The 15,519-nt window shown below is 54.5% G+C and carries 12 protein-coding genes; all 12 read left to right on the top strand.

Going from position 1 to position 15,519, the window contains the following annotated elements:
* The 12 genes from FGQ86_RS02955 (at position 1) to FGQ86_RS02900 (ending at position 15,422) form a co-directional block, all read left to right on the top strand.
* Complete coding sequence (locus FGQ86_RS02955; RefSeq protein WP_138302939.1) at positions 1–1,704, top strand: energy-coupling factor transporter ATPase; 1,704 nt, start codon at positions 1–3, stop codon at positions 1,702–1,704.
* A gap of 1 nt (position 1,705) precedes the next feature.
* Entirely contained in the window at positions 1,706–2,542 is an 837-nt protein-coding gene (locus FGQ86_RS02950) for an energy-coupling factor transporter transmembrane component T (RefSeq protein ID WP_138302938.1), read from the top strand.
* 48 nt (positions 2,543–2,590) lie between these two features.
* The gene (locus FGQ86_RS02945; protein WP_138302937.1) at positions 2,591–3,391 is read left to right on the top strand and encodes a PHP-associated domain-containing protein; all 801 of its coding nucleotides are present in this window, start codon (positions 2,591–2,593) and stop codon (positions 3,389–3,391) included.
* A 41-nt stretch (positions 3,392–3,432) separates the two neighbouring features.
* A complete protein-coding gene (locus FGQ86_RS02940; RefSeq protein WP_138302936.1) occupies positions 3,433–4,218 on the top strand; it encodes an inositol monophosphatase family protein in 786 nt (261 codons plus the stop codon).
* A gap of 1 nt (position 4,219) precedes the next feature.
* On the top strand, positions 4,220–5,083 hold the full coding sequence (locus FGQ86_RS02935; RefSeq protein ID WP_171031498.1) for a MurR/RpiR family transcriptional regulator: 864 nt from the start codon (positions 4,220–4,222) through the stop codon (positions 5,081–5,083).
* A gap of 116 nt (positions 5,084–5,199) precedes the next feature.
* A complete protein-coding gene (locus tag FGQ86_RS02930; RefSeq protein ID WP_138302934.1) occupies positions 5,200–6,477 on the top strand; it encodes a 2-hydroxyacyl-CoA dehydratase family protein in 1,278 nt (425 codons plus the stop codon).
* Complete coding sequence (locus FGQ86_RS02925; protein WP_138302933.1) at positions 6,471–8,141, top strand: acyl-CoA dehydratase activase; 1,671 nt, start codon at positions 6,471–6,473, stop codon at positions 8,139–8,141. Before FGQ86_RS02930 ends, FGQ86_RS02925 begins: the two co-directional genes overlap by 7 nt.
* A gap of 99 nt (positions 8,142–8,240) precedes the next feature.
* Positions 8,241–9,497, top strand: coding sequence for a uracil permease (gene uraA / locus FGQ86_RS02920; RefSeq protein ID WP_138302932.1), 1,257 nt, complete (start codon positions 8,241–8,243; stop codon positions 9,495–9,497).
* A gap of 43 nt (positions 9,498–9,540) precedes the next feature.
* Entirely contained in the window at positions 9,541–11,067 is a 1,527-nt protein-coding gene (locus FGQ86_RS02915) for an alpha-N-arabinofuranosidase (RefSeq protein WP_138302931.1), read from the top strand.
* Entirely contained in the window at positions 11,064–12,677 is a 1,614-nt protein-coding gene (locus tag FGQ86_RS02910) for a response regulator (protein WP_138302930.1), read from the top strand. Before FGQ86_RS02915 ends, FGQ86_RS02910 begins: the two co-directional genes overlap by 4 nt.
* 1 nt (position 12,678) lies before the next feature.
* A complete protein-coding gene (locus FGQ86_RS02905; protein ID WP_033125990.1) occupies positions 12,679–14,172 on the top strand; it encodes a histidine kinase in 1,494 nt (497 codons plus the stop codon).
* Positions 14,173–14,330: 158 nt separating this feature from the next.
* The gene (locus FGQ86_RS02900) at positions 14,331–15,422 is read left to right on the top strand and encodes an ABC transporter substrate-binding protein (protein ID WP_033125991.1); all 1,092 of its coding nucleotides are present in this window, start codon (positions 14,331–14,333) and stop codon (positions 15,420–15,422) included.
* Positions 15,423–15,519: the final 97 nt, after the last annotated feature.

Below are 15,519 nucleotides of genomic sequence, written 5' to 3'. Positions count from 1 at the left end.
ATGAATGTCATTGAGATCAAAGATCTGAAATTTTCTTATCCGGGGGCCAAGGTCCCTGTTTTGAAAGGTGTGGATCTGGAGATAGAGAAGGGCGATTTTGTGGCCATCATCGGAAATAACGGCTGCGGAAAGTCCACACTCTGCAAGGTCATGAACGGCCTGATTCCCCATTTTATCACAGGCGATTTTGAAGGGAGCGTGCGTGCGGCCGGCGTGGAGACGAGAGAGTCGGATATCGGGACCCTGGCCCGGAAGGTGGGCTATGTGTACCAGGATTTTGAAAATCAGATCGTCCGTCCCACCGTGCTGGATGACGCCTCCTATGCCTGCATGAACTACGCGATGAAGGACTACAGGGAGAGAGGCATAGAGGCCCTGGAAAAGTGCGGACTCTCCGGCAGGGAACAGGACTATATCTGGCAGCTCTCCGGCGGTCAGACCCATCTCCTGGCTCTGGCGGGTGCCCTGTCCTTAAGCCCTGAGGTGCTGATCCTGGATGAGCCCATCGCCCAGCTGGACCCGCACCATGCGGATACCATCTATGAGATATTAAAAGAGCTGAATGAGCAGCACGGCAAGACCATTATTGTGATCGAGCATCACACAGAATATATCGGGAACTACTGCAGGCACGCAGTGCTCATGAAGGATGGGAAAATTAAGTGGAAACTGCCCGTCGGGGAGGCCCTCCAGAGAGTGGAGGAGCTGGAGGAGAGCGATATTTTTCCGCCCCAGGTGACCCGGGCTGCCTACAGGCTGAGAACAGAGGGCCGGCTGGCAGAGGGAGGAAAGCTGCCTTCCACTGTGGAAGAGGGCAGGAAGACATTTGCCGATTTCATTTATACCGGCAGAAAAGAGAACTGTGGGGAGCCTTCCCCCGCCGGAGAGAAGGAGGAGACTGTTTCCTGTGAAAATGTGTCTGTCTCCTACCGCTCGGTGAAGGGGGAGCCGAAGCAGATCTTCAGCGGCCTTGACCTGAAACTGTACAAGGGCGAGAAGATCGCCCTCATCGGTTCCAACGGCGCGGGCAAATCCACTCTGATGAAGCTGATGGTGGGGCTCTTAAAGCCCTCGGATGGAAAGGTCATGCTGAAGGGACAGAGCGTGGGAGACACCAGGCCGGAGAAGCTCTCCCGGTATGTCTCCTTAGTCTACCAGAACCCGGAGGACATGTTTATCAAGGACTCCATAGAGGCGGACATAGCCTACGCCATGAAGGTGAGAAATGAGGAGGGCTGGCAGGAGCGGACCGAAGAACTCCTTCGACGGTTCCGCCTGACAGAGCTGAAGGACAGGGACGGGCGTCTCCTCTCAGGGGGCCAGATGCGCCGGGCCAGCCTTGCCATCGGCGTGGCGCTGCAGCCGGAGATCCTGCTCCTGGACGAGCCCACGGCCAATCTGGACATTGCGACGAGAAAAGAGATCATGAGGACGCTCAGAGACATGAAGGAGATCACGGACACGGTCATGATCGCCACCCACGATATGCAGCTTGTCTGCGAGTGGGCGGAGCGGATCATCGTCCTTAGCGGCGGCAGAGTCCTTGCGGACGGCGCCAGGGACGAGGTCTTCGGGAACCGGGACGTGGGGGAACAGGTGGGCATCCGACCGCCGGAAATCTTCCAGATGGGGAAGGCGCTGGACGAGAGGGCCTTCTGCTACACCATTGATGAGTTTGTGCATGGATTTGAAAGGGTGAAGTAAAATGCAAAGTATAAAGAAGAAACTGTCGGAAAACATACTGGACAAGCTGTCCATGGATTTCCTCAGGAACCAGGTGCTGAAAAATGCCTACGGCAATGACGATACATTTATCGCAAAGAGAGACCCCAGGATCCTCCTTGTGTGGTATGTGTTCTTTGCCCTGACGCCCTGGTTTGTGGACGACCTGCCCTTTCTGCTGGGCTGCTTCGTCCTTGTGGCAGTTACCACAGTCATGGCAAAGGTGGCGCCCCTGGTGCTGGTCCTGTTCTGTCTGGGAGTATTTTCCCAGACTGGCTATCTCTTTGTAGTGTCCCTCATCTTTGGGGGAAACGCACAGACCGTGGTGCCCCTTCTGGTGCTGACGCTGAAGGTGGCCAGCGTGTCCCTGGCGTCCATCACCGTGTTCTCAGGGCTGGATCCGGACCGGCTCTCCAACGGCCTGATGTGGTTCGGGTGCCCGGAGAAATTGTCCTTTTCCATCTCCTACGCATACCGGATGCTGCCCATGCTGATGGAGGAATTCCAGAATGTGCTCCTGTCCTACCGCCTGCGGGGAAACGCGCCGGAGCATGACACCCTTGCGGGAAAGGTGCGGTATCTGATCTACCAGATACAAGTGATCATCCACTCCTTTTACCCCCTTATGCTGAACACGGCAAAGCGCTCCCGGACTACGGTGGAGGCGCTGGAGATCAAGGGCTACCGGTATGCGGCGGTGAATAAAGAGGTGAAGAAAATGAAGCTGGCCACCCTGAAGGTCACCTACGATGACCTGCTGTTCCTGGCAGTGTCATTTCTCTGGATGGCTGTCGTCATCTTTGCGGGTACCCTCGTATAGGCCTGTATGGACCTGCATGAATGAAAGCGGAAGAAAGAAGGAAGAAAGATGTATATAGATTTTCACACCCACGGGAAACTGGCAAAAAAGCTGCCGTTTTCCACTGTTTACACAGACTGGCTCTTTGGGGAGGCCCGCAGGGCAGGGCTTGACGCCCTCTGCCTCACCGAACATTTTAACACGCTGCAGTTTGACGAGCTCTACGGCTACCTGATGTCTGTCTGTGACCGGCAGGGGGACACCCTGGTGACCGGGGACGGGCTCCGCATCTTCGCGGGCATGGAGACGGACATTGCGGAGGGCGGACATGTCCTGTCCATTGGAAAGCCGGAGGATATCCTGGAGCTGAACCGGCGGCTGGAGCCCTACAAGGAGAAGGGGCGCTTCCTTCCCTTTGCAAAGCTGCGGGATCTCTTTGACGAGTACCCGGTGATCGTGGGGGCAGGGCACCCCTTCCGGGAGGGAGGGCATATACCGGAGCTCCCTGCTGAGCAGCTTCGTCGCTTTGACTTCCTGGACCTTAACGGGAAGGACATTGCCCAGGACGAGGAGGGCACCAGGAGGAAGACAGGAGCCCTGGCGGGGGAGCTGGGCATTCCCATGGTGGGCGGAAGCGACACTCACCAGGCGGTGCAGTACGGCTGTATCCGAACAGGATTTGAAAAAGAAGTCCGGACGGTGTATGATCTCTATGAGGAGATGAAGGCGGGCAGGTACGAGATCAGCGTCTCGGACTACGCGGCCTTCCAGGTGAGGACGGCAGGGCTGCTGAAGAAGGCCCTGAAGGAGATACACGCCATCGGCGGCAACTATGTGTCTGTGCTGGTGGATGAGCCCTGCGCGGTGTAAGACCGGCAGGCTGTATGAGGCAGAAAACGGAGGGAAGACAGATGGAATTCCACAGAGAGGCCCTGGAGATCGTGCTGGCAGCGGGAAGAGAGCTGACCGGCCGCAGGGGTGCGGAGCATATAAAAGAAAAAGGGCACACCGACTATGTGACGGAGGTGGATGTGCGGGTGCAGCAGTTCATTTTCCGGGAGCTCTCCAGGATAGACCCGGGCGCCCAGTTCCTGGGGGAGGAGAAGGATAACAGCGGCGTGGACATGAACGGCCGGGTGTGGATCCTGGACCCGGTGGACGGCACCACTAATTTCATCCACGATTTCCAGCACAGTGTCGTCTCCCTGGCCTGCTCGGAGCGGGGAAGGATCACCTCCGGCATTGTCTATGACCCCTACAGAAGGGAATGCTTTGAGGCACAGGAGGGGCGGGGTGCCTTTCTCAATAAGAAGCCTGTCTCTGTGAGCAAAGCGGCGGAGCTCTCCCAGTGCCTGATCGCTGTAGGCACCTCCCCGGGGCACAGGGAGAGGACGGACGAGAGCTTTCGGAAAATGCGTGCTGTGTATGACCGGTGCCAGGATATCCGGCGGGTGGGCTCCGCGGCGCTGGAGCTGTGCTACGTGGCCTGCGGCAGGCTGGACGGGTTCTTTGAGGAGAGGCTGAAGCTCTGGGACTACGGGGCGGCGGGCCTGATCCTCCGGGAGGCAGGCGGCTGGATACAGGCTGATGAGCGGCAGGTGGCAGCAGGCACGCCCGGCATCCGGGAGGAGCTCCTGGGGCTTGTCGGGGATGAGACGGATAAAAAGCTGTACAGCAGTGACAGGGAAGGGATGTAATATGGGATCTTCAGCGCAGGAAGCGGAAGGAAAATATACGAAATCAGACCGGAGGATCATGGATTTTGTGGAGGACTACACAGATGAGTTCCTCTTTATGAGCATCGGGCAGCTGGCGGGCCGGCTGGGCATGTCCGAGGCCACGGTGTCCAGGTGCGCCAGACATCTGGGATACCGGGATTTCAAGGAGATGAAAAATGACCTGATCCAGAAAAAAGCCGGCAAGGGCGCAGCCGGAAAGCTGGCAGGCACCCTGATGAAGGACCAGGGCTTTGACGTGGAGAACTGGTTTGACTTCCAGCGGGAGTGCCTCGCGAGGACGAGGGAGCAGCTGGACATGGGGCAGTTCCAGGAGGCGGTGCAGCGCATTGGCAGCGCCCGGAATATCTATATCCATGCCAAGAACGCCTCCCTGGCGGCGGCCAGGCTCCTCTTTTTCCGGCTGAGGCGCCTTGGCTTCCAGGCATCCCTCATTCCCTCCGGCGGTTCCGAGGTCCTGGAGGGGATCGCCCATGCGGGAGAGGGGGATCTGATCATCCTTTTCAGCTTCTCCAAAGTGTCGGAGGAAGGGCGGATGATCCTGGATTACGCGCGGGAGACGGGTTGCCGCACGCTGGCTTTTACCAGCAGGCTTTATGCTCCCCAGGAGCAGAGAGCGGATGTGAACCTGTATGTATACCGGGGGGAGAAGGAGGAGTTCCACACCATGTCCTCCGCGGTGGCGGTCATAGACGCCCTTGTGCTGGCCCTTTCGGACAGCATGCAGCCCAAGGCTGCGGAGAAACTGATGCGGCTGCAGAAGCTGAAGAAAAAGTATGGCAGGAGGTTGTACGGAAAAGAAGACGGAAAATCCGGGCAGGAGTAGTCCTGCCCCTTTTCTTTTTGTGCGCAGATATGCTATACTTTATATTTAGCTGCTGTGCCGTATCTGCCTGCCAGGCCTGCGGCGGACAGCGGCGAAACAGACGAGGTGAGAAAGACATGCAGATCGTAGATAAATACATTGATCACGTAAGGGGGGAGGCCATCCGGCGCCCGGAGAAGAGCTGGGACAAGATCCTCCTCGGCTTTAAGGCCAACAAGTGGAGGATGAAGCTCCTCCCCAACAAAAATATATCCGAGGGCTACCACCGGCTGGAGACCATGATGATGAGCCTGGTATCGGACTCGCTGTGCAGAGAGGGAAGCTACGTGTGGGGCAATATCTTCGCCCCCTGCGAGCTGATGCAGTGCTTCGGCCTGAACACCCTGTCCATCGAGTGTCTCTCCTGCTATATGAGCGGATATCATCTGGAGGACTATTTTATCGACTACGCCCAGAACATGGGCATCGCCCCCACGCTGTGCTCCTACCACAAGACCTTTGTGGGGGGCGTGGAGAGCGGCGTGGTGCAAAGGCCCGAGTACGCGGTGACCACCTCCCTCTCCTGCGACGGCAACCTGAATACCTTCCGCTATCTGGAGAAGAAGGCAAAGGTGCCCTTTACCTTTTTGGACGTACCCTACGCCGCTGATGAGGAGTCTGTACAATACCTGGCGGACCAGCTGCGGGAATTTGCCCGGGAGCTGGAGTCCCGGACTGGCCGCAGGTTTGACGAGGAGGAACTGAAAGACATCCTGCGCACGGAGAACGAGACGAGGAAAGAACTAAAGCGTTTCTTTGGCTATCAGAAGATTTATTATTATCCGGGAGAGCTGATCAGCCATCTCTACATGATGATGGGCATGCATCTGCTCATCGGCACGAAGGAGTTCCTGGAGTTGCTGCGATTCATGAACGAGGAGATACAAAAAGGGCCGGTGTTCCAGGGGAAAAAGATCCTGTGGATCCACCTCCTGCCCTTTTACCAGGAGAGCCTGAAGGAGTATTTCAACAGCAGTCAGGAGTATCAGATCATTGCCAGCGACATCATCCTGGACTACATGGATGAGCTGGATACGGAACACCCCTTTGAGGCCCTCGCGGGCAAGATCATCAGGAACCTGTACAACGGCTCCTACGCCCACAAGGCGGAGATGATCGGGCAGCTGGCGGACGAGCTCCAACCGGACGCGGTCATCCACTTCTGTCACTGGGGCTGCAAGCAGGCGTCAGGCGGGAGCATCCTTCTGAAGGAGAAGATGCAGGAGAAGGGGATCCCCATGCTGATCCTTGACGGGGACGGCATAGACAAGCGGAACAGTCACGACGGCCAGATCAAGACAAGGCTGGAGGCGTTTCTGGAGATGATCGGGACAGGAGGAAGAGAGGCATGCTAGGATATATCTGTAAATACGCGCCTATAGAGGTGTTCCGGTCTATGGGCGTGGAGATGAAGCGGATTGAGCCGGAGGTGACGAATTTCACCCAGGCGGACATGAAGATGCACCCCAATATATGCAGCTTCGCCAAGGGCGTGCTGGAGGATGTGCTGGCGGGGGACTACGAGGGCGTCATCCTGACCACCTGCTGCGACAGCATCCGCAGGCTCTACGATGTGCTGACAGAGGAGCTGCCGGACAAATTTATCTACATCCTGGACACCCCCAGGATCACAAAGGACGCCGGGGTCACGCTCTATGAGAAGCGGATATGGAAGATGATCCGGGCGTACGAGGCATTTTCGGGGAAACATTTTGAGGAGGAGAAGCTGGCGGAGCTTTTAAAGACCAGACAGAAAGAGCAGGCCATCTCTCTGAAAGAGCATGCGCTCAATATCGGTATCGTGGGGGCCAGGGCCAATGAAAATATCGCCCGTATCCTGGAGGAGAAGGGGGCGAATGTGGCCTTTGATATCACCTGCACAGGCCTTCGGAGAAAATACCTCCTGGAGCCGGACCAGGTGATGACCGGCTACACAAGAGGGCTTTTAAGCCAGTTCCCCTGCATGCGCATGGAGGCGGCAGCGGGAAGGGATGAGCTGATCGAGAAATATGCCCGGAGCGTGGACGGCATTATCTACCATACTGTCCAGTTCTGCGACAACTACTCCTACGAGTACGCCTGGCTGAAAAAGGTGCTGGACGCGCCCATGCTCCAGCTTGAGACAGACTACACAAAACAGAGCTACGGCCAGGTGCTGACAAGGATCGAGGCTTTTCTGGAGTCGCTGGATTCCGGAAAGGAAAAGAGGCGTCCGGCCCCCAAAGGAGAGAAGAAAGACATGTATGTAATGGGAATAGACAGCGGTTCCACGTCCACCAACGCGGTGATCATGGACGGGGAGAGAAACATTGTGGCGTCATCGGTGGTGCGCACAGGCGCCAAGTCAGGCGAGAGCGCCCAGAGGATTTTGGGCGAGATCCTGGAGAAGGCAGGGCTTAAAAGGGAGGACATCTCCTGGATCGTGTCCACGGGATACGGCCGGGTCAGCATTGATTTCGCTGATGAGAATGTGACCGAGATCAGCTGTCACGGCCGGGGCGCCCACTATTTCAACCCCAGCGTGCGCACTATCCTGGACATCGGCGGCCAGGACAGCAAGGCCATCCATTTGAACGAGGCCGGGGAGGTGACGGACTTTGTCATGAACGACAAGTGCGCTGCCGGCACCGGGCGTTTCCTGGAGATGATCGCCCGCACACTGGAGATCGATGTGGACGAGCTGGGACCTGAGGCCCTCCGGTCCACGGAGGACATCGAGATCACCAGCATGTGCTCTGTGTTTGCCGAGTCAGAGGTCATCTCCCTCATCGCCAACAACAAGGAGAAGGCGGACATCGCGAACGGCGTCTGCCGCGCCATCGCCGGCAAGGCCTACTCCCTCCTGAAGCGGGTGGGCATGGAGGAGACCTTCATGATGACTGGCGGCGTGGCCAAGAACCCGGGCGTGGTTCGGGCGGTGGAGGAAAAGATCCAGTCCAGGCTTTATATCTGCCCGGAGCCGGAGATCGTGGGTGCCGCCGGAGCGGCCCTCTACGCCCTGGACAAAATGCAGGAATAGTCTGAAATAATCCGAAATCAGATAGAAGCTTTCCTCTTCGTTCCGAGGATATGGTATAATAACCACAGTGTATCAAAAAAGGAATGAGGAGGAAAAGGAATGGAAGGAAGAAAAATCATACAGGTGGAGGACAAAGTTCCCTTTAAGCTACTGGTACCCTTAAGCATCCAGCACATGTTCGCCATGTTCGGCGCCTCTGTGCTGGTGCCCTTCATGTTTGGCATCAGCCCGGCCATTGTGCTGTTCATGAACGGAGTGGGTACCCTTTTATTTATTGCCATCACAAAGGGGAAGGCGCCGGCCTATCTGGGCTCCAGCTTTGCCTTTCTGGCTCCCGGCGGCATTATCATCGACCAGATGGGATATGAGTATGCTCTGGGCGGCTTTGTGGTGGTTGGATTTTGCGGATGCATCCTGGCTTTTATCATCTACAGGTTCGGGTGCGACTGGATCGACATCGTGCTGCCCCCGGCGGCCATGGGGCCTGTGGTGGCTCTCATCGGACTGGAGCTGTCAAGCTCCGCCGCCAGCAACGCAGGCCTTCTGGACGAGCAGATCGATCCGAAAAATATCATTGTCTTTGCGGTTACCCTGGGCGTAGCTGTCTTTGGGAATATCCTGTTCAGAGGGTTTCTGTCTGTGATCCCCATTCTGATCGCGGTGATCGCCGGGTACGTGGCGGCCATCCTGTGCGGCATCGTGGATTTCGCCCCGGTGGCAGAGGCGTCTGTCTTTGCCCTGCCCCATTTCATGCTGCCCAGGTTCAGCGTGGAGGCCATCGTCACCATCCTGCCGGTACTCCTTGTCATCACGTCGGAGCACATCGGGCACCAGGTGGTTACCAGCAAGATCGTGGGCAGGGATCTGCTCAGGGATCCGGGACTTCACCGCTCCCTTTTGGGAGATAATCTGTCCACTATGATCTCCGGCCTGATCGGCTCTGTGCCCACCACCACCTACGGGGAGAACATCGGCGTCATGGCAGTGACCAAAGTGTACAGCGTGCGGGTCATCGCGGGAGCTGCCGTGCTGTCTATCATCTGCTCTTTTGTGGGCAAGCTGTCCATGCTGATCCAGACCATACCGGGGCCTGTTATAGGGGGAATTTCCTTCCTTCTGTACGGCATGATCGGGGCATCCGGCATCCGCATCCTGGTGGACTCCAGAGTGGATTATGGACGCTCCAGGAACCTGACCCTGACCAGCGTGGTCTTTGTCACAGGCTTTTCCGGCATTGCGGTAAATATCGGCAATATTCAGCTCACCGGCATGGTGCTGGCCTGCATCATCGGCATGGCCCTGAGCCTTGTGTTCTACATCCTGGACCGGCTGAAGCTGACCAATGACCAGGAGTAGACAGGAAAACAGTGTAATGACAGATAAAGGAGGTTTCTGCGATATGGCAAAACAGACAAAAATGGTGATCGACAAGGATTTTAGGATCGGAGAAGTGGACAAGCGGATCTACGGCTCCTTTGTGGAACATTTGGGCAGAGCGGTCTACGACGGTCTGTATCAGCCAGGCAGTCCGCTGTCTGATGACGACGGTTTCCGCAGGGATGTCATTGACCTGGTGCGGGAACTGGATGTCCCCATTATCCGCTATCCGGGAGGAAATTTTGTCTCCAGTTTTGTCTGGGAGGACAGTGTGGGGCCTGTGGAACAAAGGCCCAGCCGTCTGGAACTGGCATGGCGCAGCCTGGAGCCCAATGAAGTGGGCATTAACGAGTTCGCGAAATGGGCGAAGAAGGTGAATTCTGATGTCATGATGGCAGTCAACCTGGGAACCAGGGGAATTGCCGACGCCTGCAATCTTCTGGAGTACTGCAACCATCCGGGCGGGACAAAGTACAGTGATCTGCGCATTGCCCACGGAGTGAAGGAACCCCACAATATCAAGGTGTGGTGCCTTGGCAATGAGATGGACGGGGACTGGCAGGTGGGTCATAAGACTATGGGCGAGTACGCCCGCCTGGCGGAGGAGACAGCCAAGGCTATGAAGCTGATCGATCCCGGTATTGAGCTCGTCTCCTGCGGAAGCTCTTCCCGGGAGATGGACACATTTCCTGAGTGGGAGGCCGTTACTCTGGAGCGAACATACGATTATGTGGACTACGTGTCTCTCCACCAGTATTATGGAAATGAAGCCGGCGACACGGCAGACTTTCTGGCAAAATCTGATGATATGGACGAGTTTATCCGTACAGTCATTGCTACATGCGATTATGTGAAGGCAAAGAAGAGGGGAAGGAAAAATATCAACCTGAGTTTTGACGAATGGAATGTATGGTTCCACTCAAAGGAAGAGCAGATGGACATCACAGAGAACAGGCCATGGCAGACAGCGCCCTCCCTGCTGGAGGATATCTACACATTTGAGGACGCCCTTCTTGTGGGGCTGATGCTGATCACTCTGCTGAAACATGCGGACAGGGTAAAGATGGCCTGCCTGGCGCAGCTTGTCAATGTGATCGCTCCGATCATGACAGAGAAGGGCGGAGGACCGGCGTGGAAGCAGACCATCTTTTACCCCTTTATGCACGCTTCCCGATATGGCCGCGGCATTGTGCTGCAGCCTGTCATCAGCACCGGAGTGCACGACACGGCACAGCATGAAAATGTGACGGATGTGGAGAGCGTTGCCGTCTACAATGAGGAAAAGGATGAGGTGACCATTTTTGCGGTAAACCGCAACATAGAGGAAGATGTGGAGCTGGTCGCAGACGTGCGGGGGCTGGAGGGCTATCACCTGACAGAGCACATTGTACTTGAGAACAGTGATATGAAACTGTGCAACGGGCCGGGGAGCGAGAGGGTATGTCCCCGGAAAGTACAGCGGTCTTCTCTGGACGGGGGCATCATGACCAGTGTGCTGCACAGAGCATCCTGGAATGTGATACGGCTGGGAGGAAAGAACACGATATGATAAAAATATTTCTGGTTGAAGATGAAGTGATCATCCGTGATGGTATCAAGAACAGTATAGACTGGAAAAAAGAAGGCTATGAATTTGTGGGAGAGGCCGGGGACGGGGAGCTTGCCTACCCTCTTATCCTTAAGGAAAAGCCGGATATCCTGCTGACAGACATCAAGATGCCCTTTATGGATGGGCTGGAACTCAGCGCAGCGGTAAAAAAAGAACTCCCGGATATCAAGATCATTGTCCTCAGCGGATACAACGATTTTGAGTTTGCTAAGAAGGGGATTGAGATCGGCATCACCAACTATCTGCTGAAGCCGATTTCCTCGGGGGAGCTCCTGAAGGCAGTGGGAGAAGTGGCGGTAAAGATAGAAAAGGAGAGAGAAGAAAGAGAACTCCTGAATAAATACGAAGAAGATCTCCAGGGAAATATCGTATATGAGAAACAGAAATTCCTTACAAAGATACTGACGGAGAACATGTCCATGACCAATATACTGGATGAGGGAAGGAAGCTGGGAATGGACCTGAGCGCCGGTATGTATGATTTTATACTTTTCAAGCTGGTCAATTACGGTGTCCCGGAATTGCAGGAACAGCTCGTGTCCGCCTACATGGAAGTCAGATCCTGCATGGAGAAGCTGAAAGGAGTATACTGTTTTCAGAGAGATGTAAAGGGGCTGGCCTTTCTTCTTATGGCCGAGGATGAGCAGGCATTGGGAGAATTGGTGGAAAAGTGCAAGACGGAGCTGGATAATGCTCTGGAGAGCTTCCCTGAAGTAGAGTACTTCGGAGGGATTGGCACCGGCGTGTCCAGACTCAGAGAACTGAGGGCTTCCTTCCGTGAGGCGGAGAGAGCCTTTGCCGGGAGATTTGTGTCTGAGACGAATCAGATCATTACATGGGAGGAGCTTCACGGGAGGAACAGCGACGAACCGGAAGTGAAAGGGCTGGGCTCCATGCAGGAGAACAGAAAGCTGATCGGCAAGTTCCTCCGCAATGGGACCCTGGAGGAGGCGGAGAGTTTTGTGCGGACATACTTTGAGGAGATCCTGGGGGAGAATGTCCGGTCCATGATGATGAGACAGTATGTCATGATGGATATTTATATCAGCGTTGCCTCCTTCGGACAGGAGATCGGGATCAAAGAGGAAGACCTTGAGAGCGAGTGCGGAGACGTCAGGGAGGCTTCCGGCCATATACATTCTGTCGAAGAGATGCTCTCTTACATCGACAAGCTGATCAGCGGCATACTGAAGCTCAGGGACGAGACATCGGGAAACAGGTACAAAGATATTATCGAAGCCGCGGAGAGCTACATGCGCAGCCATTACATGTCAGATGAGATCTCCCTAGGCAGCGTGGCGTCAAGTGTGGGCATGAGTTCCAGTTACTTCAGTTCCATATTCAGTCAGGAGACAGGAAGAACATTTGTGGAGTATCTGACAGATATACGGATGGATAAGGCGAAAGAGCTGCTCATGTGTTCCAATAAAAAGACGTCGGAGATAGGTTTTGACGTGGGTTACAAGGACTCCCACTATTTCAGTTTTATTTTCAAAAAGACACAGGGATGCTCGCCAAAAGAATACCGGGCAAGAAAAGGAGAACTGTAGGATGGCCGAAGGTAAGAAAAAAAAGGTAGGAGGCTTCTCTCTGCGTTCCAGGATCTTTCTGATCGCTCTGTCCTGTTTTCTGCCGCTGACTGCGCTCATCGGATTTCTTCTGTACACTCAGTATGCTACCGTACGGGCATTTGACCAGGTGGCGACCAGCGTGAATTATGCCAGCAGATATGTGACAGAGTTCAAGGAGCGGATGGATTACAGTATCTATTATGCGATCATCTGGGATAAACCCATCAGTGAGCTGAGAGAGGGCATCTATTCTGTGGGGGGAGTGGAACTTGTCTATCCCTATGATTATATAGAGGAGATGCGGGCAGCGTGCGCAGAGATGTCGGATATTGCCACGGTGAACAGTAATCAGTATCTTCCCAGGAGGATAGACAACACGCTGAATTCTCTGGAAAAGATCATAGAGGAAATTGAGGATAATATGAGAGCGGGCGGCCATTATGATGAAAATGAGGAGCTGCTGGACGACGTCAGGAACCTGACCGATCTGATCCAGGAGAACATCCAGAATTATATCAATGACGAGAATGCCAGCTTTACTGCTATAAAAGAAGAGATGATGAGAAATACCAATCAGACGCTTCGGAGCAGTATCCTGATCGTGGCAGTGGTAGCTGTCCTCACCACGGTTATCTCCAACGTTACACAGAGGGGGGTCGTGCAGCCGGTAAGAAAGCTGTGCGAGGCATCAAAACTTGTGGCTAAGGGTGATTTTACGGTCAGAAGCGATGTGGAAAGCAGGGACGAGATAGCGATGCTGGCGGACAATTTCAACGATATGACCGTGGAGATCGGGCGCCTGGTGGAGCGGATCAAGGAGGAGCAGGAAAACATAAGGATCATGGAGTCCAAGCTGCTTCAGGCCCAGATCAATCCCCATTTCCTTTATAACACGCTGGACACCATCGTGTGGCTGGCAGAGGCCGGAAGAGACGAGGAGGTGGTCAAGATGACCAGCTACCTTTCTGAGTTTTTCCGGACTACGCTGAGCAAGGGGAAGGACTATATCACACTGGAAGAGGAGAAGAGGCACGTGGAGAGCTATCTGCAGATCCAGCAGTTCCGGTACCAGGATATCATGGATTACCGGATAGAGATGGATGAGGAGATACTGGATTATATTGTGCCTAAGCTGACGCTGCAGCCTCTTGTGGAGAATGCCCTCTATCACGGCATCAAGAAGAAGAGGGGCGGCGGAACGATCCTGATCAGAGGGAAGATGGAAGGAAACAAGATCCTTTTGAAGGTCATAGACAATGGAAAGGGAATGACGGAACGGGAGCTGGCGCAGCTGCGCAGATATATCGCCGGCTGCGAGGATGGCGGAAAACAAAGTTTCGGTCTGGGAAATGTGAATCAGAGGATCCACCGGTACTACGGGGAAGAGTACGGTATTTTCTTTGAGAGTGAAGAAAATAAGGGCACAGAGGCGGTGGTGATCATACCGGCAAAAAAATCTGAACAAAAATCGTAAAAAAACATACAATTGTTCATACAAAGTTCATAATTTCATAAGAAAAAATACAAAGTAAGGAGGATATTCTGTATTCTTCTTTCTTTTTTACTGATATGATATACATACAAATTAAGGGGACGGACAAAACCCCGCGAGAAAAAAGGAGGAACAAAAGTATGAAAAAGCGTGTAGTGAGCATTCTTCTGTGCGTTGCCATGACAGCGGCTATGGTTGCAGGATGCGGAAGCAGCAGTGACGGAGGGTCATCCTCAGACAGTGGCGAGGACAGCGGCAGCGGTGATGTGATCACAGTCGGCTTCTCCCAGGTAGGTGCTGAGTCTGACTGGCGTACTGCCAACACAGAGTCCATGCAGGAGACATTTACAGAGGAGAACGGTTATGAGCTGATCTTCGATGATGCACAGCAGAAGCAGGAGAACCAGATCACAGCCATCCGTAACTTCATCCAGCAGGAAGTTGACTACATACTTCTGGCACCTGTTACAGAGTCCGGATGGGACACAGTTCTCCAGGAAGCATACGATGCAGATATCCCGGTCATTATCGTTGACCGTATGGTAGATGTATCCAATGACGATCTGTACACAACATGGATCGGAACAGACTCCCTGCTGGAGGGACGCAAGGCAGCTGAGTGGCTGAACGCTTACGCTACAGCAAAGGGATGGGATGCAAGCGAACTGAACATTGCTCACATCCAGGGAACAATGGGATCCACAGCTCAGATCGGACGTACACAGGGCCTTGAGGAAGGCGTTGAGAAGTATGGATGGAACCTTGTAGCTCAGCAGTGCGGCGAGTTCACACAGGCCAAGGGACAGGAAGTTATGGAGTCCATGCTGAAACAGTACGACAACATCAACGTAGTATACTGCGAGAATGACAACGAGGCATTCGGCGCAATCGACGCTATCGAGGCAGCAGGCAAGACAGTCGGAACTGATATCGCAAACGGTGAGATCCTTGTACTCTCCTTCGATACAACAAATGCAGGCCTTACCGATACTCTGGAAGGCAAGATCGTCTGCGACGTTGAGTGCAATCCGCTTCACGGACCTCGCGCAGAGGAGCTGATCAAAGCTCTTGAGGCAGGAGAGGAAGTTGAGAAGCTGAACTATGTTGATGAGGAAATCTTCGCATACGACGACACAGTAGCAAGCGTTACAGCTACAAACAGCCTGGACGAGGAAGGCGACTATGCAGTTACAGTGATCACACAGGAAATCATCGACGGACGTGCATACTAAAAAAGAAAGGCAGCGGGTATAGCGCTGTATTCTAAAAAGAAGGGGCGTAGTGGAATAAACGGGGTACTCCGGGTATGCTGCTACGCTTTCTTCATGA

The organism is Clostridium sp. BSD2780061688st1 H5, assembly GCF_005845155.1.
In the GTDB taxonomy this organism is placed as follows: Bacteria; Bacillota; Clostridia; order Lachnospirales; family Lachnospiraceae; genus Claveliimonas; species Claveliimonas intestinigallinarum.
This window is presented reverse-complemented; position numbering and strand designations above follow the sequence as displayed.

Excerpts from the sequence above, each read along its gene's own strand:
- FGQ86_RS02945 (WP_138302937.1), top strand. The coding sequence starts at position 2,591 with ATGTATATAGATTTTCACACCCACGGGAAACTGGCAAAAAAGCTGCCG.
- FGQ86_RS02900 (WP_033125991.1), top strand. The coding sequence starts at position 14,331 with ATGAAAAAGCGTGTAGTGAGCATTCTTCTGTGCGTTGCCATGACAGCG.
- FGQ86_RS02910 (WP_138302930.1), top strand. The coding sequence starts at position 11,064 with ATGATAAAAATATTTCTGGTTGAAGATGAAGTGATCATCCGTGATGGT.
- FGQ86_RS02925 (WP_138302933.1), top strand. The coding sequence starts at position 6,471 with ATGCTAGGATATATCTGTAAATACGCGCCTATAGAGGTGTTCCGGTCT.
- FGQ86_RS02955 (WP_138302939.1), top strand. The coding sequence starts at position 1 with ATGAATGTCATTGAGATCAAAGATCTGAAATTTTCTTATCCGGGGGCC.
- FGQ86_RS02935 (WP_171031498.1), top strand. The coding sequence starts at position 4,220 with ATGGGATCTTCAGCGCAGGAAGCGGAAGGAAAATATACGAAATCAGAC.
- FGQ86_RS02905 (WP_033125990.1), top strand. The coding sequence starts at position 12,679 with ATGGCCGAAGGTAAGAAAAAAAAGGTAGGAGGCTTCTCTCTGCGTTCC.
- FGQ86_RS02915 (WP_138302931.1), top strand. The coding sequence starts at position 9,541 with ATGGCAAAACAGACAAAAATGGTGATCGACAAGGATTTTAGGATCGGA.
- FGQ86_RS02940 (WP_138302936.1), top strand. The coding sequence starts at position 3,433 with ATGGAATTCCACAGAGAGGCCCTGGAGATCGTGCTGGCAGCGGGAAGA.
- uraA (WP_138302932.1), top strand. The coding sequence starts at position 8,241 with ATGGAAGGAAGAAAAATCATACAGGTGGAGGACAAAGTTCCCTTTAAG.
- FGQ86_RS02930 (WP_138302934.1), top strand. The coding sequence starts at position 5,200 with ATGCAGATCGTAGATAAATACATTGATCACGTAAGGGGGGAGGCCATC.
- FGQ86_RS02950 (WP_138302938.1), top strand. The coding sequence starts at position 1,706 with ATGCAAAGTATAAAGAAGAAACTGTCGGAAAACATACTGGACAAGCTG.